Raw genomic sequence first — 25,631 nt, forward strand, 5'->3', positions numbered from 1 at the left:
GTTCTGTCGCAAAGTTTAGGTTAAGTACAAACGTGCCGAATTCTAGACACAATTATGCAGCGATCGCATAAAAGCGCTCCCAAACGGGCAAACTTAAATCACCAACTTGCCCACGTTTAATTTGGGTCCAGACCTCTTGGCCTGACATGGTAGCTGTTGCGCCCTCTACAGACTTCCAACCCAACGCCTGATACATTTTTTGCTTGATCGGTCGGTGGCTTTGCTCAACTATATTGTTGAGGTATTTCACATCGACAATTTCTATTAAGTTCAACATAAAAACAACGCTTAACCACAAGCTGATATTCATATTGTGCAAGGCTAAAGCATTAGCCCCGCTCTTATCTATGACCACTTTATCTGGCAAACCATTAGTATTAATAGCCTTACGTAGAAAGGCTTTCGTCGCTTTTTCATCACGTTCTTTGCTCAAGTAAAAATCAACGATGTCACCAAATTTATCAACAGCTCGGTAGTAATACCACCATTCACCTTTAATTTTGATATAGGTTTCATCCATGCGCCATGATGGCGATACTTTACGTTTTAATTGACGTGCGTTCTGCTCTAGCATAGGTGCAAAAGTAATAACCCAGCGGTTTACAGTGGAATGGTCAATAGTACTGCCACGCTCAGTGAAAATCTCTTCAATATCACGAGTACTGAGTGTTTATATGATACGTAATAGCGTACAGCTTGAAGAATTATATCTGAAGGGTATTGGTAGCCAGAAAAGTCCATGTAGTGCTCTAGTTAAGATTAGAACAATAGGCGCCTACGGCGCAAATCAAAAGGACTCAACCTCTTCCATTGTTGCCAATAAATCGTTTATCCTATCGCCATGCACGCATATAAACCCCTGAAACAATTATTTAATAGTCAAAATAACTGGCTTAAATTTCTTCATAATAACAAAGCTAACCTAAGAGCGGTCGTGATTGAAAATGTCACAAAGATGCTGTCCTGTGGGACAGCGGCTTTTGGCTCTCGCGAATATCATTGTTGCAACCCTGACTGTACCCATATCAAATATATTCACCAAACCTGTAAATCTCGAGCGTGCAGTAGCTGTGGCATGAAAGCCACAGAGCGATGGATACAAAAGCAACAACATGTCTTCCCTGAATGCGAATATCAACACATCACCTTTACCCTTCCAAACACGCTATGGCCTATCTTTCGTCATAACCGTTGGCTGTTAAATAAATTATTCAAATGTGCTGCAAACATTCTGCTGGGATGGGCAAAAGATAAAGGAATAGATGTCGGTATCTTTTGTGCTCTTCATACTTACGGTCGAAAACTGAATTGGAATACGCACTTACATTTATCGGTCACTCGTGGGGGAATTTGTGAACGTACCGGTTTATGGAAACCCATTTACTTCCAAATGAAAACGACAGAGCCTTGTTGGAGAGCGGCTATCGTCAGTTTATTGGGTAAGGCTTATGATGAGCTTGATTTATCAAGCGAAGAATGCCCCTATATCCGTAATAAAACGGATTGGTCACGCTTTTTAAGCAGTCAATATAATCGTCGTTGGAAGCTTCATTTTGCTAAAAAGACAAATAATGTAAAACCGACGATGAACTATCTTGGTCGGTATTTAAAACGGCCCCCGATTTCAGCGTCACGTTTAAGTCATTACGCCAAAGGCGGAATGATAACGTTTAATTATTTAGACCATCGAACAGGAACAACAGACAGCCTAACATTATCACCAGAAGAGATGATAAGACGGATAGTAGAGCACTATCCTGATAAACATTTCAAGATGATCCGATACTACGGTTTTTTATCAATGCGTCGTCGTGGAGAAGCTCTGCCTAGAGTTTATGCAGCTTTAGGTATGACAATAGAAGCTGAGCCGAAAATGCCAGGGTATGCCGCAATGTTAAAAGGATATGTAAAAGTAGATCCGTACGAATGTATTTTATGTGAAAGTCGTCTGGTGTTTACGAATTTCCGAGTCGGAAATTCGGTCAATGATTTAGTCACCCATGCGATAGTTCAGTCAGAATTGAGGGCAGCATAATAAGGTTTGTAGGATAAGTGTATCTAAAACTCATGAAATAGGGCTAAAACAGTTATAAAATCCCCGATAATTATATTTTCGATACCTTTTAAAAAAACAGCGATGGTGAAATTGGCTTTTTTAGACGGGCCAATGCTAACTCAGCAACATTCAAATTCCTTACCTTGTACTTGAGAGTTCACTGATTGCAGTAGAAATTACCTCTACTTGAGCTAACTCACTTTGAATATTTTTAGCTGTATTTTGCATGACAACAATAAGCTCTTCAGAAGAAGAACTAACTTGCTCTGAAACCGAAAATAACCCCCCAACAATCCCTTGTAACTTCGATATTACACCTTGGTAATCTTTTGATAGTCTTGCTAATTCATTTTCCCCACTAATAACCTCTGAAGAGTTATTTAAGTCTCCTAATGAGAGGCTAGTAATGCCCTCTGAAATTCCTTTCATTGATTTTTCAAATCGAGTAATAATAAAAAAAGAAACAATAATTGATATGGTAATCGAACCTAAAAATACAAGCCCTATAATTATCATTGAATTATTAAACAGCTCATCCCCAAGATTACTTGCAGCTACAGAATCTTTTTCATTTAAATCAATCAAAGCAAGCAGTAGTTCACTATAATCATTATAGCATTTCTGGTGAGAAGTAAAATGAAACTTAGCCGCTTGCTCCATCCTGCCTTCATCAATCAGAGTAATTAATTTTTTTGACTCTGTTTCATATATTTTAAACGTTCTTTCAAACTCATCAAATAAAGTACCTTCTTGTTTTGATGAGATAAAATTGCGATATTTTCCTATAATTTCATTTATTTCTTTCAACTTCTTATTATATACATCAATAGTTTTAGTAGAGTCTTTTAAAATAATCATTTCTGATTCTTCTAGGCGAAAATCAGAAGTTTGAGTATTTAAACTCCCAAGAAGTTTAGTCGAAGGTAACATGTTTGTTGCTATTTCTGTTGATTGAGCATTTATCTTATCTGTTTGATTTAAAGAGACCATTAGAATTACCATCATACCAATAATTGGAATTAGAGCTATTGATAGTAATAAATAACGTATTTTGATATTGTTCATATGATTCCTAATTTAATCATAAATTGATGAGCTGTAATTTTCCCTACGACACATGAAACGAAACCTGCGTATCTTATGTCACACTTACCTGCAGCAGCATTAAATCTTTTCTTCATGCTACTCGCTAGATAATAATATCGTCACTTTTACTTAAAACTTGAGAACTTAAGAACTTAATTGATAAATACGTAAGTATTAATTCAAAGCTAACGTGATCACGTAACGTTCATATATGGAAATGGCTACCTAATTCTACATATCCCTCTAGTGCAATGATGCATTGTATATATACCTGTAGCACTTCAATTTGCAGAGTAAAATCGCTGAAAGTTGTCATTTATTCTCGTATTTAAATCAGCACCAATAGATGGCAAAGTAGAATCAAAAAAATGATTGATACTTTCCCTAAATAATTTTGCAGTCGAAAAATAACGATTATTTCTAGCATATTCATTCATGACTTTCTACAGCCGTTCTATCGGGTTAAAATTTGGACTGTAAGGTGGAAGGTAGTGAAGTGTTATTCCACACTCTTTTACTTTATCAATCACAGCATGAGAGCGGTGATAACCAGCACCATCAAGCACTAAATGAATAGCTTTTTAAGCCTTATAATATCGCTTTATTTCATCTAAAAAGTGAATGATACTCTCACTATTGACTGTTTTATATTGTGCTGTAACTGCGTTAGCTAAATTACCCAACTCGATGGTACCAACGATATTTAATCGTGTTCGACTGCCTGTAGTTTCAATCGTATTATCTATCCCTGTTCGTATCCAATCTGACGTTATTTTTGTTGCTTGTGTTGAATGTACCGCATCCATAAACAATAATATGTCATCATTAGTTAACTCCCGCTTTAAGGCTTCATACTGCTCGACAAAAGTGGCTTGTTTTTCAAGATCGCACTTATGAGGTACGCCTTTGGGTTGTTTATAACTAAAACCATGTTGATGAAGCCATTTATTCATACCTGAAACAGAATAACAAATAGACCAAGCATCTTGAATATACTGACAAATTTGATAGGTATGAAAGTAGGTGTTTTCGGTAAGATGAGAAATCAGTAAGTCTGTTTTATCTGCATTTAAATGACTGTCTGAGCCACCATTATTTGATGTTAACTTTTGCTTAATTAAAAATCATTAATATGAAGAGAGATCGTGGATTTATGAATGCGTAATGCCTGAGCAATCATTGATACTTTCCAGCCTTCAGAGCGTAATAAAACCGCTTTAATACGATCACGTTCATTCCCGTCTCTCACTTTTGAATGACGTAATTCTAATGCTGATTTTAGCTCTACTGATAATTTAATTTTATTCATTCCAGTATTCTGATCCTATTTACACAAAAATCAATCATCTTCATTGATCACGGGTATACATTCGTCTTCTCTTTGCCATGCAAAACACGTCTATCTAAATGAGGGTTATGTCTAAAAATCAGAATTCACATTTAGTAAGGTAAATCTCTGGGTTTACAAATTCGATGCGCGATATGCCCCTTATTGTTACATCCGTAAGTTAACCTATAAAAACCATTAGGCAGATAATATTTTTAAGGTATAATTGGAAGACAATTTTTGATCGTAACACACCGACAAAAATACTCATGCTTATGACGGCGATTTCCGTTATAAGTGTACATTATAACTATTGAACAGAGCTCACTATGAAAACACGTTTCTTACCCTTGTTATTCCTTATTTCTTCTAGTGTCTACGCCGCAAACCATCAAATTGGCGTTGGGATTGGTTACGGCGGCACCGAAGGGTCAAATGATTGGACTGACTCAGGTTTCGCGAGTAAAATTGACTATTCTTACCAGTTTCATCCTAATTTCTCTACAGAGATTGGTTATGCAGGAATCGATGGTATGACCAGTAATGTTATTTCCACCGCTTTTGACCAATCCAAACAGCACGTGAAGTACTCCACAGGCTACCTCGGCCTCAAAGCCAGTCTTTATCCTGTTTCGTTTTTCAATATCTATGCGCTGGGTGGTGCCAACTACTCAAACGTTGAGAAAACCTTTACCCCAACGGGTCAGGCAGAGAGAACGGTGTCTCACAAGGGCCTCAATCCATATTATGGACTTGGGGCTGAGGTTGTTGCCTTCAGCACGATCGGCTTCAATGCCGAATACCGTAAATTTATCTTAGCCAACGATTTCGAATCCGATGTGTTCTTTGCTGGGCTGAATCTTAAGTTCTAGCTAAGTATATTAGCTCAAGCGAGGCAAATTCCATCTTCAGCTGTATCACTTTTAGGTTAATTCGAAAATAATGAACAATAGGCGCCTACGGCGCAAATCAAAAGGACTCAACCTCTTCCATTGTTGCCAATAAATCGTTTATCCTATCGCCATGCACGCATATAAACCCCTGAAACAATTATTTAATAGTCAAAATAACTGGCTTAAATTTCTTCATAATAACAAAGCTAACCTAAGAGCGGTCGTGATTGAAAATGTCACAAAGATGCTGTCCTGTGGGACAGCGGCTTTTGGCTCTCGCGAATATCATTGTTGCAACCCTGACTGTACCCATATCAAATATATTCACCAAACCTGTAAATCTCGAGCGTGCAGTAGCTGTGGCATGAAAGCCACAGAGCGATGGATACAAAAGCAACAACATGTCTTCCCTGAATGCGAATATCAACACATCACCTTTACCCTTCCAAACACGCTATGGCCTATCTTTCGTCATAACCGTTTGTTAAATAAATTATTCAAATGTGCTGCAAACATTCTGCTGGGATGGGCAAAAGATAAAGGAATAGATGTCGGTATCTTTTGTGCTCTTCATACTTACGGTCGAAAACTGAATTGGAATACGCACTTACATTTATCGGTCACTCGTGGGGGAATTTGTGAACGTACCGGTTTATGGAAACCCATTTACTTCCAAATGAAAACGACAGAGCCTTGTTGGAGAGCGGCTATCGTCAGTTTATTGGGTAAGGCTTATTATGAGCTTGATTTATCAAGCGAAGAATGCCCCTATATCCGTAATAAAACGGATTGGTCACGCTTTTTAAGCAGTCAATATAATCGTCGTTGGAAGCTTCATTTTGCTAAAAAGACAAATAATGTAAAACCGACGATGAACTATCTTGGTCGGTATTTAAAACGGCCCCCGATTTCAGCGTCACGTTTAAGTCATTACGCCAAAGGCGGAATGATAACGTTTAATTATTTAGACCATCGAACAGGAACAACAGACAGCCTAACATTATCACCAGAAGAGATGATAAGACGGATAGTAGAGCACTATCCTGATAAACATTTCAAGATGATCCGATACTACGGTTTTTTATCAATGCGTCGTCGTGGAGAAGCTCTGCCTAGAGTTTATGCAGCTTTAGGTATGACAATAGAAGCTGAGCCGAAAATGCCAGGGTATGCCGCAATGTTAAAAGGATATGTAAAAGTAGATCCGTACGAATGTATTTTATGTGAAAGTCGTCTGGTGTTTACGAATTTCCGAGTCGGAAATTCGGTCAATGATTTAGTCACCCATGCGATAGTTCAGTCAGAATTGAGGGCAGCATAATAAGGTTTGTAGGATAAGTGTATCTAAAACTCATGAAATAGGGCTAAAACAGTTATAAAATCCCCGATAATTATATTTTCGATACCTTTTAAAAAAACAGCGATGGTGAAATTGGCTTTTTTAGACGGGCCAATGCTAACTCAGCAACATTCAAATTCCTTACCTTGAACTTTGAGCATTATATGCCTGTTTAGTTCCTTTTCATGCGACAGAACCGATTTCCTTGTGTATTCTGGCCCTAGGTTATTCAGTCTTTATGTTGTTGTGGTCCTTACTCCCTGATCTCTACTTATTTGATAAAATACCAAGTCAAATGTTTGTGCTTCAGGTGTTTATTTTCTTTGTGATTTTGTTTTACAAGACTATAAGAAACAACTTTGTACGCTGTTATAAAGTTGAGCCGTTTGTTACAACGGCCTCTCTTGAAAGCACGTTCTTACCTGTGGTGTTTTTTATTGGGTTGCAATTTATACCAGACTATGCGTTTTCACTTTGTACCACCTTAATGTCCTTCTTTTTAATTTGGACATTAAGAGTAGAATGTAAATTTATGGAGTCATTGAAAAATGATTAAAGTAATAGTGTTATCTCTGAAAGATTCACCTCGTCGTGCAATCATCACAGAGAGACTAAAGAAACGTGGCATTACAGATTTCGAGTTCTATGATGCTTTTGATGCAAGAGCTATGGAAATATCGGATTTAGAGAAACTGTTCGACGTTAAAAGGTTCCGTGACACTTACGGGCGTGAACCTGCTAGGGGTGAGATTGGTTGTACTCTAAGCCACTTAGGTATTTGGAAGCGAATCTCCGAAAGCGATTGTGAGAATTGGATGGTACTAGAAGACGACGCAATACTTATGCCTTGGTTTGGTATCCTCTTTAGAGAAGGGAATTACCCTTCAAATCTGACGATTCTTGGACATTCAAAACTTAGTGTATGGAAAGGTTTTTTATCTAACATTAAGCGGATTGTTATTAAGCCTAATCTGATAGCTTCTGTTAGAAAGTTTGGATATCTACTTGGTGAGAAGAGTGAATATCATTGGTATGGTACTGTAGGTTTCGCTTTGCCTAAGGTTAGTGCAATCAAGTTGGACAAAGAACTTGGTACATACCCCTTCTTCTTAGCCGATGATTTCTTGATTTACAGTAAATATGTGACAATCAATCACGCGCACCCGTATTTCGTATATGAAGATTTTTCAGGATTAGAAAGTACGATTGAACATGAGCGAGTTATGAATAAAAAGGATTCGTAGTGAATAGTAATTTTGTTGGTTCTGTCGCATCTATATTGCAACTTTTATCAAAATTAGCTCTCAAAGCTCAATGTTTGGTTCTATCGCAAAGTTTAGGTTAAGTGCAAACGTGCCGAATTCTAGACACAATTATGCAGCAGGGTCCAGGGTCCACGCATGTTATTTACGCAGTGATTCCTAATATTTCGGGATATAATTTTTTAAAATAGCTTGAATTCGGTGTTTAGAAATGATCTTATACTGTTAACAAAACAGAAGAAGACAAAATGATGAATTACGACGAGTTTAAAGAGCATTTTAACATATTAAGCGATACACGTCAGTCGAGAAAATCGACGTATAATTTCTTTGAAGTAATGTTCCAAGTAGTTACCGCAATGTTGTGTGGAATGAAGACCTGGGATGAGATAGATACCTTTGGTGAAGAGAATTTAACGTGGTTTAGAAAATTTAGCGATTACTCTAATGGAGTACCGAGCCACGATACCATTGCTCGAATAGTTAGCTTGGTTGACCCAGATGAATTTTCAATTTGTTTTACACGGTGGTGCAATGATATTCAGTATGAAAAATCATTAGATACGACTCATGTAGCGATTGATGGGGAATCATTAAGAGGAACATATGACTATAGTAAAAACAAATACTTAACTCATATGGTAAATGCTTATTCTGTTGATACAGGCTTGGTTTTAGGTCAATTAAAAACAGATTCTAAGAGTAATGAAATTACGACAATTCCTGAAATACTAAAGCTAATTAAAGTTAAAAACAGAACTATTAGTCTTGATGCAATGGGCTGTCAGAGAACAATTGCAGCAGATATTGTTAATAGAGAAGGTGATTACTTATTAGCAGTGAAAGGTAACCAAGAACGCTTACATAATATGTTATTTAAATAAATTTTCTTTTGCTCAACTTGCTCAACTTGCTCATTTAGAGTGTGATAAATTTGAAACGGAAGAAGTCGGTAAGCGCGGAAGCAAAATGGTTAGGTCTTATTATGTTGTGCCATTTACAGAAGTATTTGGAGACTTCTCTGTTGATTGGAAAGGTCTAGAAAGTTTATGTATAGCAGTGACTTATAATAAACATAACAAAAGTAACTCAGGCTCTTTAGGTATTAGATATTTCATATCATCTAAGAAATTATCAGCAGAAGAGTTTGGTAAATTATGCCGAGGCCATTGGGGTGTAGAAAGCATGCATTGGTGGTTGGATAGCGTAATGAAAGAAGACGATAGCAAGATAATGTATCAGCATGCTGCAGAGAATTTATCTAGGATCCGCCAGATGTGTATGAACTTCATAAAATTGGTGAATTTAAAAGGAACGTTAAAGAAACGGCAGTTGAAATGTGCACTTAATACAGACTTTAGAGAGATGGTATTATTTGGCACTTAGCTGTAATTTAACATTTTGGCAACTCATGCGTGGACCCTGTGTCACCCCTTTGCTAAATATGATTGAAGAGATCTATCATGAGACTCGGGATTTTAAACAAGAGGCATTAAACCTTGGTATATCAAACGCGTTAATTTCGATGATTGATTCACATATATCTCAGCAATACCGCCAATTCAATAATTAAGGCGAGGAAGATCTCTTGCTTTTGATTTTATAGGAGCGAAGCGGTCTAGTTTCTAGTTAGCGCAGCGTATAGTTTCGAGTTATGTATCACCAACCCCTCCCAACCTCCCCTTATATCAACATTTTCAGCCAAGCGATTAGTTCGATAAAGGGGAGGAGCTAAAATCAAAAGCAAGCCTCTTTGAACTTTGCCAGCGAAGCGAACTTAATCCTAGTTTTTGCTCTTTAATTAACCACAGTATATACTCATATTTACCTGTTTATTCTTACAGTAGGCTTAGCATGACGTATCTCACCGACAAGTACCTCAATCCGTTTACAGACTTTGGCTTTAAAAAGCTGTTTGGCTCTGAGGCGAATAAAACCATTCTCATTGATTTCTTAAATACGTTATTAGAAGGAGAGGAATCAACGATTGTAGATTTAACCTTTATTTCTAATGAGCAATTAGGTAAGCAGATTGTCGATCGCAGTGTGTTTTATTCGTCATTTCCTATTCAAGAGCAGGGACAAAAGGGTAATTGGAACCTTGAAAGCTTACAAGATTATCCAGAATTGCTGACTGAAGGTGTTTTTAAGTCTTTTTTTGCAGAGGCTGAATTAGCACAATTGCCGTTAGAAAAGCAAAGAGAGTACGAGAATAGCCTCAAGTATTACCGAGATTTAAATAACGTAATAGATACCGCGTTTGATGATGGTAAGGAGCTAGGTAAGGCCGAGGGTATAGAGCTAGGTAAGGCTGAAGGGATATTAGAAGTGGCAAGGAATTTATTGGATGTTCTTGATAATGATACCATTGCCTTGAAAACGGGGTTGAGTGTTGAAGAGATCCAAAGATTAAGATAGTAGGGGAAAGCAGGGTTCAGGTTTCAGGAAGATCAAAAGCGAGTGCCCCTGAAACCTCTGCGCGTAGCGTCCTGAAGCCTAGTTTTTAGTTTTTTATAACCAACCCCTCCCCTTATATCAACATTTTCAGCCAAGTGATTAGTTCGATAAAAGGGGAGGAGCTAAAAGCGGATACGGCGCTTGCTTTTGATCTTATAGAAGCGAAGCGGTCTAGTTTCTAGTTAGCGCAGCGTATAGTCTTTAACCCTGCTATAGTATCCAAATAAACAACAATAATGGATTAAGTATGATTGATTCTATCGTTAGCCTAGCTAAAGTCGATGACAGCATTGAGCTTGTATGGCTATATGGTTCACGCGCTCAAGGTACGCATCATCAAGAGAGTGATTTTGATTTAGCGGTGGCATTTAATGATCATTCGTTATCTACTTTTGCTTTGCGAACTCGCCCTGAGTGTTTGGCTATGGAATGGGCTGAGCATTTGAACCTACCCTTAGATAAAGTCAGTATCGTTGATATCAATCACATACCAATAGCCCTTGCATTTAACGTCATTGAGTACGGGAAACTGATTTATAACAATAATCCTCTTCTGTTTTATAAAGAGCAAAATCGTATTAACTCAATGTTTGAACATCAATTAATTGAAAGCAAAAGAAGTGCATTGTATGAATAAAGGTCTTGAATTATATCTAGCGGAAGTTGAGTCTCATAAAGCAAAATACCTCAAAGAGTTAAATGAGCTTCGTGTTGACCTTAATCAGTCGACCTTAAAAAGTCGTGATTATTTAGCTGCCGAGCGTCTATTACAGGTTTTTACTGAAATGTGCATTGGATTATCTAAGCATATGGTAAAGAAAATCCAAAATAAAAGCCCAACTGAAGCCTATCAATCATTTTCTTTGCTAAAAGAGTATGGTCTGATTTCTAGCAATGAGTTGCGTACTTGGAAACAGATTATTGGTATGCGCAATGGCCTAGTACATGATTATTTAAATATTGATTTACTGATTGTTGAAGATATTTTGCGTGAAGGTCATTATCAAGCTCTTGCTGATTTTACGGAGAAGGCGATCACTTTTTTATTGACTGAGTAGAAGTGATAAGAGTAGGGCGCTTCGAGAGGCTAGGATGGACGAACTGCGTCCTCGACGGGCGAGTATGAGAACCGGTGAGGTTTCAGAATTCAGGAAGATCAAAAGCTAGTATGGTGCTTGCTTTTGATCTTATAGAAGCGAAGCGGTCTAGCCTCTAGTTTCTATTTAGCTCGCAGTCGAATGAAAGAAGCTAAATAATGAGTTTATCTAAATTGAAAAGAGTGCTTTTCAGAGCGTTGAAGTAAAGAAAGCTTATGATCTAGGTGCAGAATTCGAGCTTATTAGCTCTCTTATTACATTATGACGGAATGTATTAATGAGAAATAAGTTCTAATTCACGAGAGCTAAATCCTGTTGCTTTCATGATTGCGGCTTTATCTACGCCTGATTGCAGTAAATTACGTGCCATTTCTTTCAATGTATCTTGACGGCCTTGTTGAAGTCCTTTTTGTTCGCCTTGTAAAAGTCCTTCTTGTTTTCCTTGCTGAATTAGTTGCTCTGCTATTGTCATTAGTGTGCCCTCATGTTTTGGTACTTGATGCGCCAACTCTTCCAATAACGCATTCACGTTCTGAGTTTCCCCTACCGTTACTAAGTATTCAATCAGGGTTCGGACTTGGCTGTCTGTATGGTAGTCATTTAATAATAAGATGGCTAACGATTCAAGAATATCATTGATGTCTTTTTGGTAAATGTGTTTCTGGACGAGCTCTAATAGTGCAATGCGCTTGTGCTGCATTATCGCACTGTCATCCATTACAGTAACATCTACTAATGGAAAATCATTGTTATAGAGTGCTTTCGCCATTTCTGGTTTAGTAAAACAATCTAACCAATTCATGCTGTATGGATATGGTGATGTTTTACCATGATAGAATAGCAGTGGAACGACTAAAGGCAATTCTTTGTTTCCAGCATCAAGATGTTTTTGCATGGCTGCAATAGCATATCTGAACATACGAAAGGCCATGTGCTCGTCAGGGCTGCTTTGGTGCTCAATAAGAGCATAAATATAGCCGTCACCACATTCTGTTTTCATTGAGTAGAGCACGTCTGAATAATACGGACGTAAGTCGTCTTCTAAAAAAGAACCTGATTCCAGTTTCAATGTTGATAAGTCGCATAACGTTTTCAGATATGTTGGTAAGTGTATTTCCAACATATCTTTAGCGGTTCAGGCGTTGTTAAAAAGGCTTTAAACAACCCATCATGGGGCGTTGTTGTGTTTTTCTTACTCATGAAAAGTGATCCACTCTACTGACTGAGTTAAGTATACCACTAATCGAATGGAAAATAATTTAGTGCCTGAGAGTGCTTAAAATGTGGTTTTTGTTTAGAATTGATGTCAATTTTATTATTCATGATTATATCGCCATCTGCTTACGGTTTAAGTATTGAAGAGATCCAAAGATTAAGATAGTAGGGGAAAGCAGGGTTCAGGTTTCAGGAAGATCAAAAGTGAGTACCCCTGAAACCTCTGCGCGTAGCGTCCTGAAGCCTAGTTTTTAGTTTTTTATAACCAACCCCTCCCAGTCTCCCCTTATATCAAATATCAACATTTTCAGCCAAGTGATTAGTTCGATAAAAGGGGAGGAGCTAAAAGCGGATACGGCGCTTGCTTTTGATCTTATAGAAGCGAAGCGGTCTAGTTTCTAGTTTCTAGCCGCCGTATAATTTCTCATCACTCTCACTTCAATTGCATTCCTCTCACGACCCTATTATTATCGTAATGTATATTCATCTTTACTTACGAGCCCTCATGCCTCTTACTGTTATTAATCCCAATACCCCTAATCATATTGCTCTCTATGCCGCTTTGCTTTGTAGCCAAAATACGCTGAATAAAGTCAAAAAAGCCATGATGCAGATCTTAGCTGAGCCTGAATCACCACAAAGTGAGTTGAACTTTACTCAAGCACTTTCCGATCTATGCCAGCAAAAAATGATGTATCAAGAGGGCAATAAGCTATGCTTTACTCCGCAAGGGTTAACGCGGGCGCTATTGGCATTTGGTGAGGTAAATAATACCCAGTTAGAAGATTTGGTTGAGTCGAATATCGATAATCCTAAAGCGCCTTATGTGGGTTTGTTTGCGGTGGCTTCTGATTATGATTGGCTGATGGATTTATTGCATGAACTAAATAACCCATCAGATATCGGCTTGGCTTTTGATATTCTCTGCTCTGATCCAATCAGTTGGCAGTTAAATGATCGGGTTTGGGTTAATCTGTTTGCTCAAGTGATGATGGTTAACTGGTATAAGCTATTAAACGATCGCCCAAATAAGATGGAATTTACCACGGCCATTGAGGTGATGGATGAGTGGCGAATTAACCAGTTTGGTGTGAACTTTCAGTTTGATAAGTGGTGCTTCGCCCCAAGAATAAAGAGTGACTATCTGCTTTCCGCTTCCCATTTTGATAGCACTTATCTTCGTCATCGAGACGCTTTTCGTCCTATTAATTCAGATAAAATCTCTTTTACTCAACTGTGTGATTTGGCATTGGTGAGTGTGCTTGACCCTTCTCTTACCTCTGCAACCAAAGCAAAAATGAGTATGGCTTTCTATAGCATGCCAGAGCTTTCTACGCAGTATTGGCGTGCGTCTATCAATCTTATTACTGCCAGTGACAGTGTGTTGGCGCACTATTTTGAGGACCCTGAACTCTGGCTAGATTCATTAGTGGATAGTCGAGGCCAGGTGGCGTGGGGGCGCATGTTAATTGAATCAATTATCGCTTATCGTCTGCGTGATAATACCAATGTCTGGATTGGGTTAATGACCTTAGCTCGTACTTCAGAGATGAGGTCGTTATTAGATCACCCGGATAACTTTGCACTGGCTCAGGTGGCAAAAAATGCGTTAACTCGTTTGCTGGATCAAGACAATCCATTAATTCATGTCGCTTCGCCTTGGCAGCAATGGTTAACGCGCATTGACGGCACATTAAATCCAATAGCGGTAAAGCAAGAACGTTTGATTTGGCAGTTGGATCCATTGGCATCGAAAGTTGAAGCGAAAATTCAGGCGAAAAGTAAGCGAGGTTGGAGTCAGGGTCGCAAGGTGCCGCTAGAGAAGTTTGGTTATAAACACAAAGAAATCCTCAGCACCAGTGACACAACGATCTTATCTGCTGCTTCGTATGAGGGCATGATTTGGGGCGGTGGTTCAAAAATCACTAAGCCCGTTGCTCATGCCTTGTGTGATGCCGATAATCTTTATGATCATCAGGGTGAACAAGTCTCTTTTTATCGAGAAACGCCGTTGTTGGTGTGGCGCACAGAGGGGGCAGAGTTGGCCTTTGAGGCGTACCCTTATTATTCAGAGCGGACTTGTACTCAATCGTGGTTGCATCAATCGAATGACAGTGTGTTTCGTTTTATTGATGCGCCAGAGCAGATCTCTGAATTTTTAGAAGAGTTAAGAGTTCGAGATCCACATTTTCCAGCAACTCAAACGGCAGAGTTAATTGCGGTGTTGGGCGAGCACGTTCATTGGTTTGATATTGATGAGCAACGAGGAACCGTGACGCGTGGTGAGTGTGTGGCCGAGCCTCAATTGTGGCTAGCGTGGAATGGAATATCGTTGGATGTCGCGATTGAGTATGGTTCGTTAGACAACAAAGTCAGTTGGTCGCCGGGTAAAGGCAACGAGTGGGAAAGTGGCTTTGATGGGATCTGGTATCAACGGGATCTAGCGAATGAAAAACATCACGCAAAGTTATTAGTTAAAGAGTTAGGCTTAGAAAAAAACAGCACATTTACTTGGCAAATTGAGGGTGAGTCCGCGTTGGAGTTAATTACTAAGATTGATGGGGAGTTGAGCGCAAATCTGCATTGGAAAGCCGACAGCCAGCAAGTGAAGGTGATTGGGGTTGATGATTTTTCAATGTCGATTAATCAAAAGCAGAATTGGTTTGAGGTGAATGGACGAGTTCAGATTGACAGCGATTTGGAGATGGATTTACGTCAGTTGCTGGCTCATCATCGTACTGGCTTTGTGAGCTCTGATAATTCGTCGTTAACCTTATTGATTTCAGATCAACTGCGTCGCCAATTGAGCTTATTGGACAGCTTGGTGGATGACGATCAATTGGTTGATCTGCGCATGGCGTATCCGTTGCAAAAGTTGGTGGAGTCGATGGCGGCCAACAGTGATGACGCGTGGGATAAGTTAGTTGAAGAGTGGCGAGTGAAGCCAGAGTTAGATGCTGAGTTATTAGCGCCTCTGCGTGATTACCAAAAAGAGAGCGTGGAGTGGGCGGCGCATTTATCGCAACACGGTTTTGGTGCCTGTCTTGCGGATGACATGGGATTGGGTAAGACGTTGCAAGGCTTGACGTTACTGAGCCATTATCGTGCGCAAGGACCAAGTATGGTGGTGTGCCCGAAATCGGTGTTGACCAATTGGCAGCAAGAAGCCGAGCGTTTTACACCGCAGTTGGTAATGATTGATTTGGAAGCGTGTGATGATCGGTTAACGGCAATTAAAGCGGCGGGGCCAAATGATGTCGTGGTACTGAGTTATGGTTTAGTGACGAGATTAGCCGAAGCGTTGAATGAGGTTGAGTGGAATTGTGCGGTATTGGATGAAGCTCAGCAGATTAAGAACCCACAAGCGAAGCGCTCTAAAGTGGTGTTTGGTTTGGAAGCGGCGCATCGTTTTGCATTATCAGGAACACCGGTTGAAAATCATCTGGTTGAGTTATGGAGTTTGTTCTCCTTCTTGAATCCGGGGTTGCTTGGCGATCTTAAATCGTTCCGTTCTAAATATTCACAAGCGGCGAAGCAGCAACAAGATATGCTGCGATTAAAAGCCTTGGTGAGTCCGTTTATTATGCGTCGTACCAAAACGGAAGTATTGACTGAATTGCCTGCAAAAACTGAGGTAGTGCATCATGTTGAGTTATCGAATAAAGAACGAACCGCGTATGAAGCGGTAAGAAAAGAATCACTCGCGAATTTAAAAAGTGCATCGAGCCGTGGTGTGGTTGAGGTCTTTGCTGCATTAACTAAGTTGCGTCAAATTTGTTGTGATGTGAGCTTGGTGTTTGATTCAATGCAAGGAGAGGCGAGCACCAAGTTATCAGAAGCGCAGAGTTTGATTGAAGAAGCGCTAGATGGTGATCATAAAGTGTTGGTGTTCAGCCAATTTGTTGGGGTGTTAAAACGTTTTTCGGCCCAATTAACCGAGTCGAATATTTCGTTCAGTTATTTGGATGGCAAGTTGAGTACCAAACAGCGTCAGGCGGCCATTGATTCATTTAAAGACGGCACTAACTCTGTGTTTTTGATCAGCTTAAAAGCCGGCGGTACAGGGTTGAATTTGACCGAAGCGGATACCGTGATCCACATTGACCCATGGTGGAACCCAGCGGTAGAAGACCAAGCCAGTGATCGCGCTTACCGTATGGGCCAACAAAAGCCTGTCACGGTTTATCGTTTAGTAACAAAAGATACGATTGAAGAGAAGATCATCGCGCTGCACCATGATAAACGTGATTTGGCGGATCAGGTGTTGTCAGCGACGTCGAGCAGTAGAACGTTAGATCCACAGCAGCTATTAGGGTTGTTGGAGGGGTAAGCGTATAGTTACTCCCCCTTGTATTGACTATGTTGCTCTAATGGCCATAGCGATAAAGGGGGAGAACCGTCCGGAACCTATTTCTAGTCATGCTATATTATTCAAAATAAACAATAACCATGGATTGGCATATGAACTACGACATCTTCAACGGTGACGCTGACGGCATCATCGCTCTGCTTCAACTTCGTCTGGCTACTCCTCAAGAATCAACCTTAATCACAGGTGTTAAACGTGATATCAACTTAGTGGCTAAAATTGACGTCCAAGCGGGTGATAAGCTAACCGTATTAGACATTTCAATGGAAAAGAACATAGTCGCTCTAGAGCTTGCTTTACGTTCTGGTGCTGAGGTATTTTATGCCGATCACCATCGTGCGGGTGATATTCCTCAGCACGAGAATCTGTCTGCTCATATCGATTTAGATGCCAATACTTGTACTGCTTTAATTGTTGATAACCTATTAAATGGTCAATTTCATGAGTGGGCGATTACCGCCGCTTATGGTGATAACTTAATAGCTAAAGCCGATGACTTGGCAGACGCTGCCAGCTTATCTTGTGAGCAAAAATCACAGCTAAAAGAATTGGGGACCTTAATCAACTATAATGGTTATGGGGCCAAGGTTGGGGATTTACACTTTGATCCCGCAGAGTTATACCAAGCCTTATTACAATACCCATCGCCTTTTGATGTGATTGCAGATAAAACATCACCTTTTTATCAGCTTCAAAATGCCTATCAATCGGATATGGATAACGCCTTTGCGATTGAAGCGCAGCACAAAAGTGAGAAATTAGGCTTATTTGAATTACCAAATGAAGCATGGGCACGTCGTATTAGCGGAGTTTATGGTAACCTTTTGGCAAATCAATCTCCTGACTCTGCTCATGCGGTATTAACGCAAAATGCGGATGGGACGTATATGGTATCTCTTCGTGCGCCATTGAATAATAAGCAAGGTGCGGGTGAGATCTGTAGCTCGTTTGATACGGGTGGTGGACGTGAAGCGGCGGCGGGGATTAATGTGTTGCCGAGAGAGTCGATTGCTGAGTTTATTGAAGTGGTTGAGAATAAATATTAGAGTGAAACTAGAAACTAGAAACTATACGCTGCGCTAACTAGAGACTATAAGTGCAGGTATAGCTGGTGTAATAATTAAGCCTATCAACATGAATGCTTTTGATTTTATAGTTTCTAGAGCGAAGCGTTCTAGTTAGCTCAGCGTATAGGCTCTTATTCAAATAAATTAAAAATAGAGAAAAACAATGAATATTTTAGTCACTGGCGGAATGGGTTACATCGGTAGCCATACCTGCGTACAAATGATTGAAGCGGGCTTAACGCCGATCATTTTAGACAACTTATACAACAGTAAAGAAGTGGTGCTTGATCGCATTGAAGCTTTGGTTGGTGTAAAACCTAAATTTTATGAGGGTGACATTCGTGATCCTCAAATCTTAGCGACTGTCTTTGCTGAAAACCAAATCGATAGTGTGATCCACTTTGCTGGCTTAAAAGCAGTCGGTGAGTCGGTTGAAAAACCAATCATGTATTACGATAACAATGTATCGGGTACTTTGGTTTTAGTTGAAGCGATGCGTAAAGCGGGTGTGAACAGCATTGTATTTAGTTCATCAGCGACGGTTTATGGTGATCCGGCGTCTACCCCAATTAATGAAAACTTCCCAAAATCAGCAACCAATCCTTATGGTCGCAGTAAGCTGATTGTTGAAGAGTGTCTAACTGATATTCAAAAAGCACACCCTGAGATGAGTGTGACGCTATTACGTTACTTTAATCCGGTTGGTTCTCATAAATCAGGCACCATGGGTGAAGATCCTCAAGGTATTCCAAACAACTTGATGCCGTTTATCTCTCAAGTTGCTGTTGGCCGTCGTGAATTTTTATCGGTATTTGGTGATGATTATCCTACAGTAGATGGTACGGGTGTTCGTGATTATATCCATGTGGTGGATTTAGCTGATGGTCACTTAGCGGCGTTAAAGCACAAAGGCCAACAAGCGGGTTTGCATATTTATAACTTGGGTACTGGTAATGGTAACAGTGTTCTTCAAATGGTCGCTGCGTTTGAGAAAGCTTCTGGCGCTAAAGTTCCGTATCAAATAGTCCCTCGCCGCCCTGGTGATATTGCCGAGTGTTGGGCTGACCCTGCTAAAGCGCGTGAAGAGTTGAAGTGGGAAGCGAAATTGTCTCTTGATGATATGACGGCGGATACGTGGCGCTGGCAGTCGAATAATCCGAAAGGATACTAGAAACTATACGCTTCGCTAACTAGAGACTATAAGATCAAAAGCGAGTATTGCTCTTGTTCTTATAGGAGCGAAGCGGTCTAGTTTCTAGCTAGCGAAGCGTATAGTCTTCAGCGCAACCTCTGAATTATTTTCGACCAAAACAAAAAATGCCCACTGGCTATAAAGCCTGTGGGCATTTTACTATTTGCAGAACTAGAAACTATACGCTGCGCTAACTAGAGACTATAAGAACAAAAGCGAACACAGTGTTTGCTTTTGCTCTTATAGAAGCGAAGCGGTCTAGTTTCTAGTTTCTAGTCAGCAAAGCGTATAGTTCTTACTTAAAAAGAACGTCACCAGACATTTCAGCAGGAATCGCTGTGCCAGTTAGCGCTAGCATAGTAGGAGCTAGATCAGACAGCTTACCGCCTTCTTTAAACTCAATCGCTTTGCTACCAACGTAGATAAGAGGAACAGGAAGGTTAGTGTGAGCGGTGTGAACGCCACCTGTTTCAGGGTTAATCATCATTTCAGCGTTACCGTGATCGGCAGTGATAAGCATCTGACCATCAACTTCTTTGATAGCTTCAACGACTTTACCGATGCACTCATCAAGCGCTTCCATTGCTTTAACAGCAGCTTCGTATACGCCAGTGTGACCAACCATGTCACAGTTAGGGAAGTTACAAACGATAGCGTCATACTTACCAGATTTGATAGCAGCAACTAATTTCTCAGTCAGCTCAGGTGCGCTCATTTCAGGTTGTAGATCGTAAGTTGCTACTTTTGGAGAGGCAACCAGTTGACGCTCTTCGCCTTCAAACTCGTCTTCTTTACCGCCGTTGAAGAAGAAAGTAACGTGTGCGTATTTTTCAGTTTCAGAAATACGTAGTTGAGTTTGACCTTCTTTAGATAACCACTCGCCGTAGGTATTTTCTAGAGACGCAGGAGAGAACGCACAAAGAAGAGGGATGTTTGCTGCGTATTGAGTCAACATCACAAAATCAATTGCTGGGAATGCGTCACGAGCAAAACCATCGAAATCAGGAACGAATGCACGTGTAATTTCACGAGCACGGTCAGCACGGTAGTTCATGAAGATTACCGCATCGCCATCAACGATTGCTGCTGATTCTTCGCCTTCTGCTTTGATTTCAGTTGCTTGTACAAACTCATCGTTCTCTTCACGAGCGTAAGCCGCTTCAAGGCCTTCAACTGCTGAATCAAAAGTGAATACGGCTTTTGCTTCTGTCATTAGATCGTAAGATTTTTGTACGCGATCCCAGTTATTGTCACGGTCCATTGCGTAGTAACGACCAATTAGAGAAGCAACGCGGCCTTTGCCTAATTTAGCGAATAGCTCTTGGAAGTTTTTCAAAGAGTTTTCAGCTGAACGAGGTGGTGTATCACGTCCGTCTAGGAAGCAGTGTAGGTAGATTTTTTCTGCGCCACGTACTGCTGCCATTTCTACTGCTGCGTAGATGTGATCTTCATGAGAGTGAACGCCACCTGGAGACATAAGGCCCATGATGTGAACGGCTTTGTCTGCTTTAACCGCTTTGTCGATAGCGTTAACTAGTGTTTCGTTTTCTTGGAACTCACCATCAGAGATTGCTTTAGTGATACGAGTTAGATCTTGATAAACAATACGACCAGCGCCGATGTTTGTGTGACCAACTTCTGAGTTACCCATTTGACCATCAGGTAAACCAACGTCCATACCTGATGCAGAAATTAGCGTGTTTGGTTGAGTAGCCATTAGACCATCAAGAACTGGAGTGTTTGCATTTGTGATTGCGTTATCTGCTTGAGCTTCACGGTGACCGTAACCATCAAGAATAACTAGCGCCATAGGCTTTTTAGCTGACATAAAGGTGTTCCTCGTCAATAGCTTAATAAATTCGAATAAATAACTTTGTGTAATTTTACTACAAAGTTTGAAAATGGGCCAGAGACTATACGCTGCGCTAACTAGAGACTAGACCGCTTCGCCCCTATAAAAGCTAAGAGCTAAGAGCGAAGCGTTCTAGTTAGCGTAGCGTATAGTCTCTAGCCTTAACTTAATGTATAATTTTAAACCAATAACACTCATATTCTTCACTATATCCAAATCAGAGGTTTATATGCAAAAAGTAGAATTATTTAATACTCATACTTTTATTAAAGAGCTCGTTAAATCTGGAATGGAAGAAAAGACAGCGGAAGTGCTAGCTGAAAACCAACTTGCAATGCTAGAAACTCAAATATCTACAAAGGCAGATATGTATGATGTAAAAGCACATATGACGGATGAGTTATCTACGATTAAAAAAGATTTGGATTGGATAAAAAAGCTGATGCTGGGTATTGGTGTGACGGTATTAATTGCTTCGCTAAAATATATTTTTTCGTAATTAAAGATCAGCGTTCAGATCGCTTCGCTTGCAGGTTAAAGGGGTGGGGAGGAGGGGTTGGTAAGTATAGAACTAGAAACTATACGCTGCGCTAACGAGAGACTATAAGATCAAAAGCGAGTATGGTGTTGCTCTTATAGGAGCGAAGCGGTCTAGATTCTAGTTAGCGAAGCGTATAGTCTCCAATAACTTACTATGCTTCACAAACACCCACGCACTTATCCCACCCATCACATTCCCAATTGCAATCCCAACAAACAATCCTTCCATGCCATAAAAGTGACTGCCAATCCACGCCGTCGGTAAGGTAAACACAAACAACCTCATGAAACTCCAACTGAAAGAATGTAACGGTTTTTGCATCGCATTTAAGCTGCTCACAAGCACCATCACAATGCCTTGGAATCCATAACTGAATGGCACACAAATCAAGTGTAAGCGTGCGGGGAACTACACCTTGTCTTTTACATTCCAAGGTAAAAGTGAATCGATATCTGGCGATCCAACACATAAACGATCTAGACAATACCTAATATAATCGTAAGGGATTAATCCGTTTGCCTTTGCTGTTTCTACAATGCTGTAAAGCATTGCACTTGAATCTGCACCAGCCGTTGAACCCGAAAATAACCAGTTTTTCCGGCCGATAACAAACGGTTTAACCGCTCGCTCTGCTCGATTGTTATCAATAGATAACAATCCATCATCAATATAACGAACTAATTTATCCCATTGATTTAATGTATAGCTAATCGCCTCACCTAATTTTGTTTTAGGTGATACTCGACTAACTGCGCTATCAAGCCAATCACGGAGCTCTTTAAGTAAATCGCGGGCTTCTGTCTGCCTAGCAACATACTTGGCTTCAGGGGAAGCCTCTTTTAATAACGATTCGATCCGGTATAGCTTTTGGATTTTACTCAATACCCAATCTGCACTCCCTGTTTTCCCTTTTACTTGAACACGTTGAGCCTCAATAAATCGTCGACGTGCGTGTGCCCAACAGCCAACTAAAATCGCTTCAGTTTGTTCATAACCTTGGTAACCATCGGTATGTAAATACCCGTTATAACCTTTTAAAAAGTTAACTGGATGGTAGCCATGCCTGCTAGATTGATAATCATAAAGTACAATTCCAGGCAAAACACCAGAGCCTGGAGAATCATAGCCAGAGCAGTAGACCCACATATAACATTTTGCTTTTTCAACATCCAACACATTTACCGTTGTTTCATCACAATGCAGAGTGGGTTGTTCAAGCAAAATACGATGTAACTCGTTATAAAGAGGGGTAAATAGTACCGAGCATTTTATTAACCAATCCGCCATCGTTCGCCGTCCAATAATGATACCCCCATTGCTGAAATAACGTTTCTTGACGATAAAGTGGAAGACTGTATTGAAATTTAGCCGTAATAATTTGAGCAAGTAAACTTGCGGTCGCAATCCCTTTAGGGATTGGTGACGCTGGCATTGGGGCTTGTTTAATGTCTACTGAAGTATTGTTTTTTTCACAATTTCGGCAAGCATATTTAGGACGAACATGTTGAATAACTTCCACTTTAGCTGGTACAAATTCCAACTTTTCACTGATGTCTTTACCCATCGCATGCATCTCTAGACCGCAACACTTACAAGTTTTATCTTTTATGTCGTGGATAATAACAGTACGCGGTAAGTCTTCAGGTAAGCGTTGGCGTTTTGGCTTTTGACGAGTGTAGGTAATCGTTTGTGTGTCATCATTTTCAATGATGATTTCTTCTTCTGTTTCATTGAATAAATCAAATTGAGTCGAGTCAGATTCACTGCTTTTACCAAAGCGCTGATGTTGAGCCAGCCGAAATTGCTCTAGAAGACGGTTATATTTATTTTCAAGCTGAAGCACAAGTGCTTTCAGCTCGTCAATGGTATCAGGAAGTGGTTTTATTTTATCAGTCATGTAGATGACTATATAACGATAATACAGGTAATCAATCGGTTGCCTCCTATTCTTGACTGAGAATCAACTATTCAAAGGGTTGTTTGATAATGTACCGGTTGATGTCCTAAGATATCAAAACCTTGTAATAGCAGTGTCAGTTGCTGCTCTGATAATGCTAACGTATCGTTATTTATATTTCGTGGCCATTTGAAGCGGTCTTCATCTAATCGCTTGTACCATAAAGCGAATCCTGTTTTATCCCAATACAATATTTTGAGTTTATCACGAGGCTTATTGCAAAATATAAATAGAGCATCACTAAACGGTGATAGTTGCATTTCTTGCTCAACAATCACGACAAGGCCATTAATGGCCTTGCGAAAATCGACAAAATCACGATGAAGATAAATGGTGGAAACATCAGTAAATACATTCATGATTGATACCCTTTTAATAAGAGTCCTATCCAGTGAGGTTCAGTATTAGCTGGCAATGTTAATCGCAATTTTCCGATAGAAAGTTGAATATCTGGTAATTGTGGAGTGGCGATGATAGTTGATGTTAACGCTTCTACTTTCAAGAAAGTAGAAGCGTTAATCTTTTGTTTCCATCGTGCTTTACGTGCACTAAATGTCTTTGGCAGAATATTATGGTTACGACAAAATTCAGCGGCACTAAGCTTGCTAGATTGCTGAGATTCAAATAGAGCGTGCCATTGCTCTGGTGTTCTCTTTTTATCTTTTTGCATAATTACGTTCTCGTTAAATGAAAGATCGTAAGATACGCATAATGAATTTTATTTGTTAGGTGTAGTTCCCCGCACGCTTACAATCAAGTACATCCACAGGCCGTGTTGAACAGCATCATCTTGGCTAAATAGATGAGATAGCGGGATACTCAGTGGAACAATTAAAATATAGAGAAACAGTTGGAAGATGACGGAGAACTTCATCGCTAAGAATATGGCCTCTTTGACTCGCTCTGGCTGTTTTGCGCCAAGGTTTTGAGCGACAAATGGGCTTAATGAAGACGTAAGTGCCATCATCACTAATAACATTAATGACTCGACTCGTTGCGCTGCACCATAAGAGGCGACCGCAACCGTACCTTGGCTGGCAAGCATCATCATTAAAATGGCTCCAGAGATAGGGTTTAATGCGTTTGATAATGCTGCGGGAGAGCCGATTTTTAAGATCTGATGCCAATCTTGTTTTATCTCTGATGGCTTTGGTGGAGCAAGCAATTTTACTTTTCGAGTTAATACATAAAAAGAAGCACATAACGCACCAAACCAACTGATGCCACTGGCAATCGCTGCACCTTGAATGCCTAACTCAGGAAAAGGCCCATAACCAAAGATAAGTAGAGGATCGAGTACGCCATTAATTAACCCTGCCAGCATCATGATTTTCGCCGGAGTGGTTGTGTCACCCGTGGCTCGAATGGCACTGTTACTCGACATTGGAATAACCAGTAGCGGAATAGTGAGATACCAGATGGACATATATTGATGGATAAGAGGTAACAGTTTGTCTTCTGCACCTAATAATCGAAACAGGGGTTCAATGGTGAAAAAGCCAATGCTGCAAGCGATAAGAATAAGAATGACCGCTAAGATTAATCCGTGCGTTGTTAATTGAGCCGCGTGTTTACTGTTGCCTTGTCCGAGCAAACGTCCAATAGAGGCAGATAATCCAACCCCAATCCCCATCGTAATGCAGTTCACCGCAAAGGTTACGGGGAAGGTAAAACTCACCGCAGCAAGGGCATCGGTACCAAGCAATGAAATAAAGAAGGTATCCACCAAGTTGAACAGAAGAATCGCAACCATGCCAAACACCATTGGGGTGGTGAGTTTTTGTAATACGTCGGCGATAGGTTGGGTTAGTAAACCGTGTTTATCTAGCATGGTTTTCTCGAGTGGTGGCTGGATGGGTAGTGTAGCAGTAAGAGCAGAGGCGCAACAAGTTGCTTAAGGTGAACAATAGGCGCCTACGGC

17 protein-coding genes and 6 pseudogenes are annotated in these 25,631 nt (G+C 40.2%); 13 read left to right on the top strand and 10 right to left on the bottom strand.

The window, feature by feature from the left end:
* Nucleotides 1–52: 52 nt before the first annotated feature.
* A pseudogene (locus VSAL_RS15940) lies at nucleotides 53–741 on the bottom strand (IS6 family transposase).
* Between the two features lie 100 nt (nucleotides 742–841).
* Here VSAL_RS15940 and VSAL_RS15945 point away from each other — a divergent pair.
* Entirely contained in the window at nucleotides 842–2,035 is a 1,194-nt protein-coding gene (locus VSAL_RS15945; protein WP_012548931.1) for an IS91-like element ISVsa9 family transposase, read from the top strand.
* Nucleotides 2,036–2,194: 159 nt separating this feature from the next.
* Here the strand turns inward: VSAL_RS15945 and VSAL_RS15950 are convergent, their stop codons facing one another.
* A complete protein-coding gene (locus VSAL_RS15950; RefSeq protein WP_044583352.1) occupies nucleotides 2,195–3,121 on the bottom strand; it encodes an MCP four helix bundle domain-containing protein in 927 nt (308 codons plus the stop codon).
* A 302-nt stretch (nucleotides 3,122–3,423) separates the two neighbouring features.
* A pseudogene (locus tag VSAL_RS15955) lies at nucleotides 3,424–4,451 on the bottom strand (IS630 family transposase).
* Between the two features lie 347 nt (nucleotides 4,452–4,798).
* On the opposite strand from VSAL_RS15955, the gene VSAL_RS15960 reads away from it, so the two are divergent.
* From VSAL_RS15960 to hepT, 8 genes are all read left to right on the top strand, one after another.
* Nucleotides 4,799–5,341 (top strand): outer membrane beta-barrel protein, encoded by a 543-nt coding sequence (locus VSAL_RS15960; RefSeq protein ID WP_012551428.1) that lies wholly within the window; start codon nucleotides 4,799–4,801, stop codon nucleotides 5,339–5,341.
* A 151-nt stretch (nucleotides 5,342–5,492) separates the two neighbouring features.
* Entirely contained in the window at nucleotides 5,493–6,683 is a 1,191-nt protein-coding gene (locus tag VSAL_RS15965) for an IS91-like element ISVsa9 family transposase (RefSeq protein ID WP_012548923.1), read from the top strand.
* A gap of 566 nt (nucleotides 6,684–7,249) precedes the next feature.
* Entirely contained in the window at nucleotides 7,250–7,945 is a 696-nt protein-coding gene (locus VSAL_RS22350) for a glycosyltransferase family 25 protein (RefSeq protein ID WP_012551430.1), read from the top strand.
* Nucleotides 7,946–8,211: 266 nt separating this feature from the next.
* Nucleotides 8,212–8,847 (top strand): ISAs1 family transposase, encoded by a 636-nt coding sequence (locus VSAL_RS24120; protein WP_083799302.1) that lies wholly within the window; start codon nucleotides 8,212–8,214, stop codon nucleotides 8,845–8,847.
* Nucleotides 8,831–9,349, top strand: a complete 519-nt coding sequence (locus VSAL_RS24125) for an ISAs1 family transposase (protein ID WP_269447621.1) — start codon at nucleotides 8,831–8,833, stop codon at nucleotides 9,347–9,349. The genes VSAL_RS24120 and VSAL_RS24125 overlap by 17 nt, the downstream gene beginning before the upstream one ends.
* Nucleotides 9,350–9,817: 468 nt before the next feature.
* A complete protein-coding gene (locus VSAL_RS15985; protein ID WP_012551431.1) occupies nucleotides 9,818–10,381 on the top strand; it encodes a PD-(D/E)XK nuclease family transposase in 564 nt (187 codons plus the stop codon).
* 286 nt (nucleotides 10,382–10,667) lie between these two features.
* The gene (gene mntA, locus VSAL_RS15990; RefSeq protein ID WP_012551432.1) at nucleotides 10,668–11,057 is read left to right on the top strand and encodes a type VII toxin-antitoxin system MntA family adenylyltransferase antitoxin; all 390 of its coding nucleotides are present in this window, start codon (nucleotides 10,668–10,670) and stop codon (nucleotides 11,055–11,057) included.
* The gene (hepT, locus tag VSAL_RS15995; protein WP_012551433.1) at nucleotides 11,050–11,478 is read left to right on the top strand and encodes a type VII toxin-antitoxin system HepT family RNase toxin; all 429 of its coding nucleotides are present in this window, start codon (nucleotides 11,050–11,052) and stop codon (nucleotides 11,476–11,478) included. Before mntA ends, hepT begins: the two co-directional genes overlap by 8 nt.
* Before the next feature lie 313 nt (nucleotides 11,479–11,791).
* Here the strand turns inward: hepT and VSAL_RS16000 are convergent.
* Nucleotides 11,792–12,717 (bottom strand): annotated as a pseudogene (locus tag VSAL_RS16000) (Rpn family recombination-promoting nuclease/putative transposase).
* A gap of 520 nt (nucleotides 12,718–13,237) precedes the next feature.
* On the opposite strand from VSAL_RS16000, the gene VSAL_RS16005 reads away from it, so the two are divergent.
* From VSAL_RS16005 to galE, 3 genes are all read left to right on the top strand, one after another.
* On the top strand, nucleotides 13,238–17,062 hold the full coding sequence (locus tag VSAL_RS16005; protein WP_049940429.1) for a DEAD/DEAH box helicase: 3,825 nt from the start codon (nucleotides 13,238–13,240) through the stop codon (nucleotides 17,060–17,062).
* 131 nt (nucleotides 17,063–17,193) lie between these two features.
* On the top strand, nucleotides 17,194–18,147 hold the full coding sequence (locus VSAL_RS16010) for an acetyltransferase (RefSeq protein WP_012551436.1): 954 nt from the start codon (nucleotides 17,194–17,196) through the stop codon (nucleotides 18,145–18,147).
* 184 nt (nucleotides 18,148–18,331) lie between these two features.
* Nucleotides 18,332–19,339 carry a UDP-glucose 4-epimerase GalE gene (gene galE / locus VSAL_RS16015; protein ID WP_012551437.1) on the top strand — a complete coding sequence of 336 codons (1,008 nt, stop codon included), beginning with the start codon at nucleotides 18,332–18,334 and terminating at the stop codon, nucleotides 19,337–19,339.
* 316 nt (nucleotides 19,340–19,655) lie between these two features.
* On the opposite strand, the gene gpmM is transcribed toward galE, so the two are convergent.
* The gene (gene gpmM / locus VSAL_RS16020) at nucleotides 19,656–21,188 is read right to left on the bottom strand and encodes a 2,3-bisphosphoglycerate-independent phosphoglycerate mutase (protein ID WP_044583353.1); all 1,533 of its coding nucleotides are present in this window, start codon (nucleotides 21,186–21,188) and stop codon (nucleotides 19,656–19,658) included.
* 253 nt (nucleotides 21,189–21,441) lie between these two features.
* Here gpmM and VSAL_RS16025 point away from each other — a divergent pair, with 253 nt between their 5' ends.
* Nucleotides 21,442–21,711 (top strand): hypothetical protein, encoded by a 270-nt coding sequence (locus tag VSAL_RS16025; protein WP_044583354.1) that lies wholly within the window; start codon nucleotides 21,442–21,444, stop codon nucleotides 21,709–21,711.
* A 159-nt stretch (nucleotides 21,712–21,870) separates the two neighbouring features.
* On the opposite strand, the pseudogene VSAL_RS16030 reads toward VSAL_RS16025, so the two are convergent.
* From VSAL_RS16030 to VSAL_RS16050, 5 genes and pseudogenes are all read right to left on the bottom strand, one after another.
* Nucleotides 21,871–22,149 (bottom strand): annotated as a pseudogene (locus tag VSAL_RS16030) (MATE family efflux transporter); the annotation flags it as partial.
* Between the two features lie 12 nt (nucleotides 22,150–22,161).
* Nucleotides 22,162–23,650: pseudogene (locus tag VSAL_RS16035) on the bottom strand (IS66-like element ISVsa2 family transposase).
* A gap of 71 nt (nucleotides 23,651–23,721) precedes the next feature.
* On the bottom strand, nucleotides 23,722–24,069 hold the full coding sequence (tnpB, locus tag VSAL_RS16040; protein WP_012548924.1) for an IS66 family insertion sequence element accessory protein TnpB: 348 nt from the start codon (nucleotides 24,067–24,069) through the stop codon (nucleotides 23,722–23,724).
* Entirely contained in the window at nucleotides 24,066–24,380 is a 315-nt protein-coding gene (gene tnpA, locus VSAL_RS16045; RefSeq protein WP_012548925.1) for an IS66 family insertion sequence element accessory protein TnpA, read from the bottom strand. Before tnpA ends, tnpB begins: the two co-directional genes overlap by 4 nt.
* A gap of 78 nt (nucleotides 24,381–24,458) precedes the next feature.
* Nucleotides 24,459–25,541 (bottom strand): annotated as a pseudogene (locus VSAL_RS16050) (MATE family efflux transporter); the annotation flags it as partial.
* Nucleotides 25,542–25,631 lie beyond the last annotated feature (90 nt).

The organism is Aliivibrio salmonicida LFI1238, from assembly GCF_000196495.1.
In the GTDB taxonomy this organism is placed as follows: Bacteria; Pseudomonadota; Gammaproteobacteria; order Enterobacterales; family Vibrionaceae; genus Aliivibrio; species Aliivibrio salmonicida.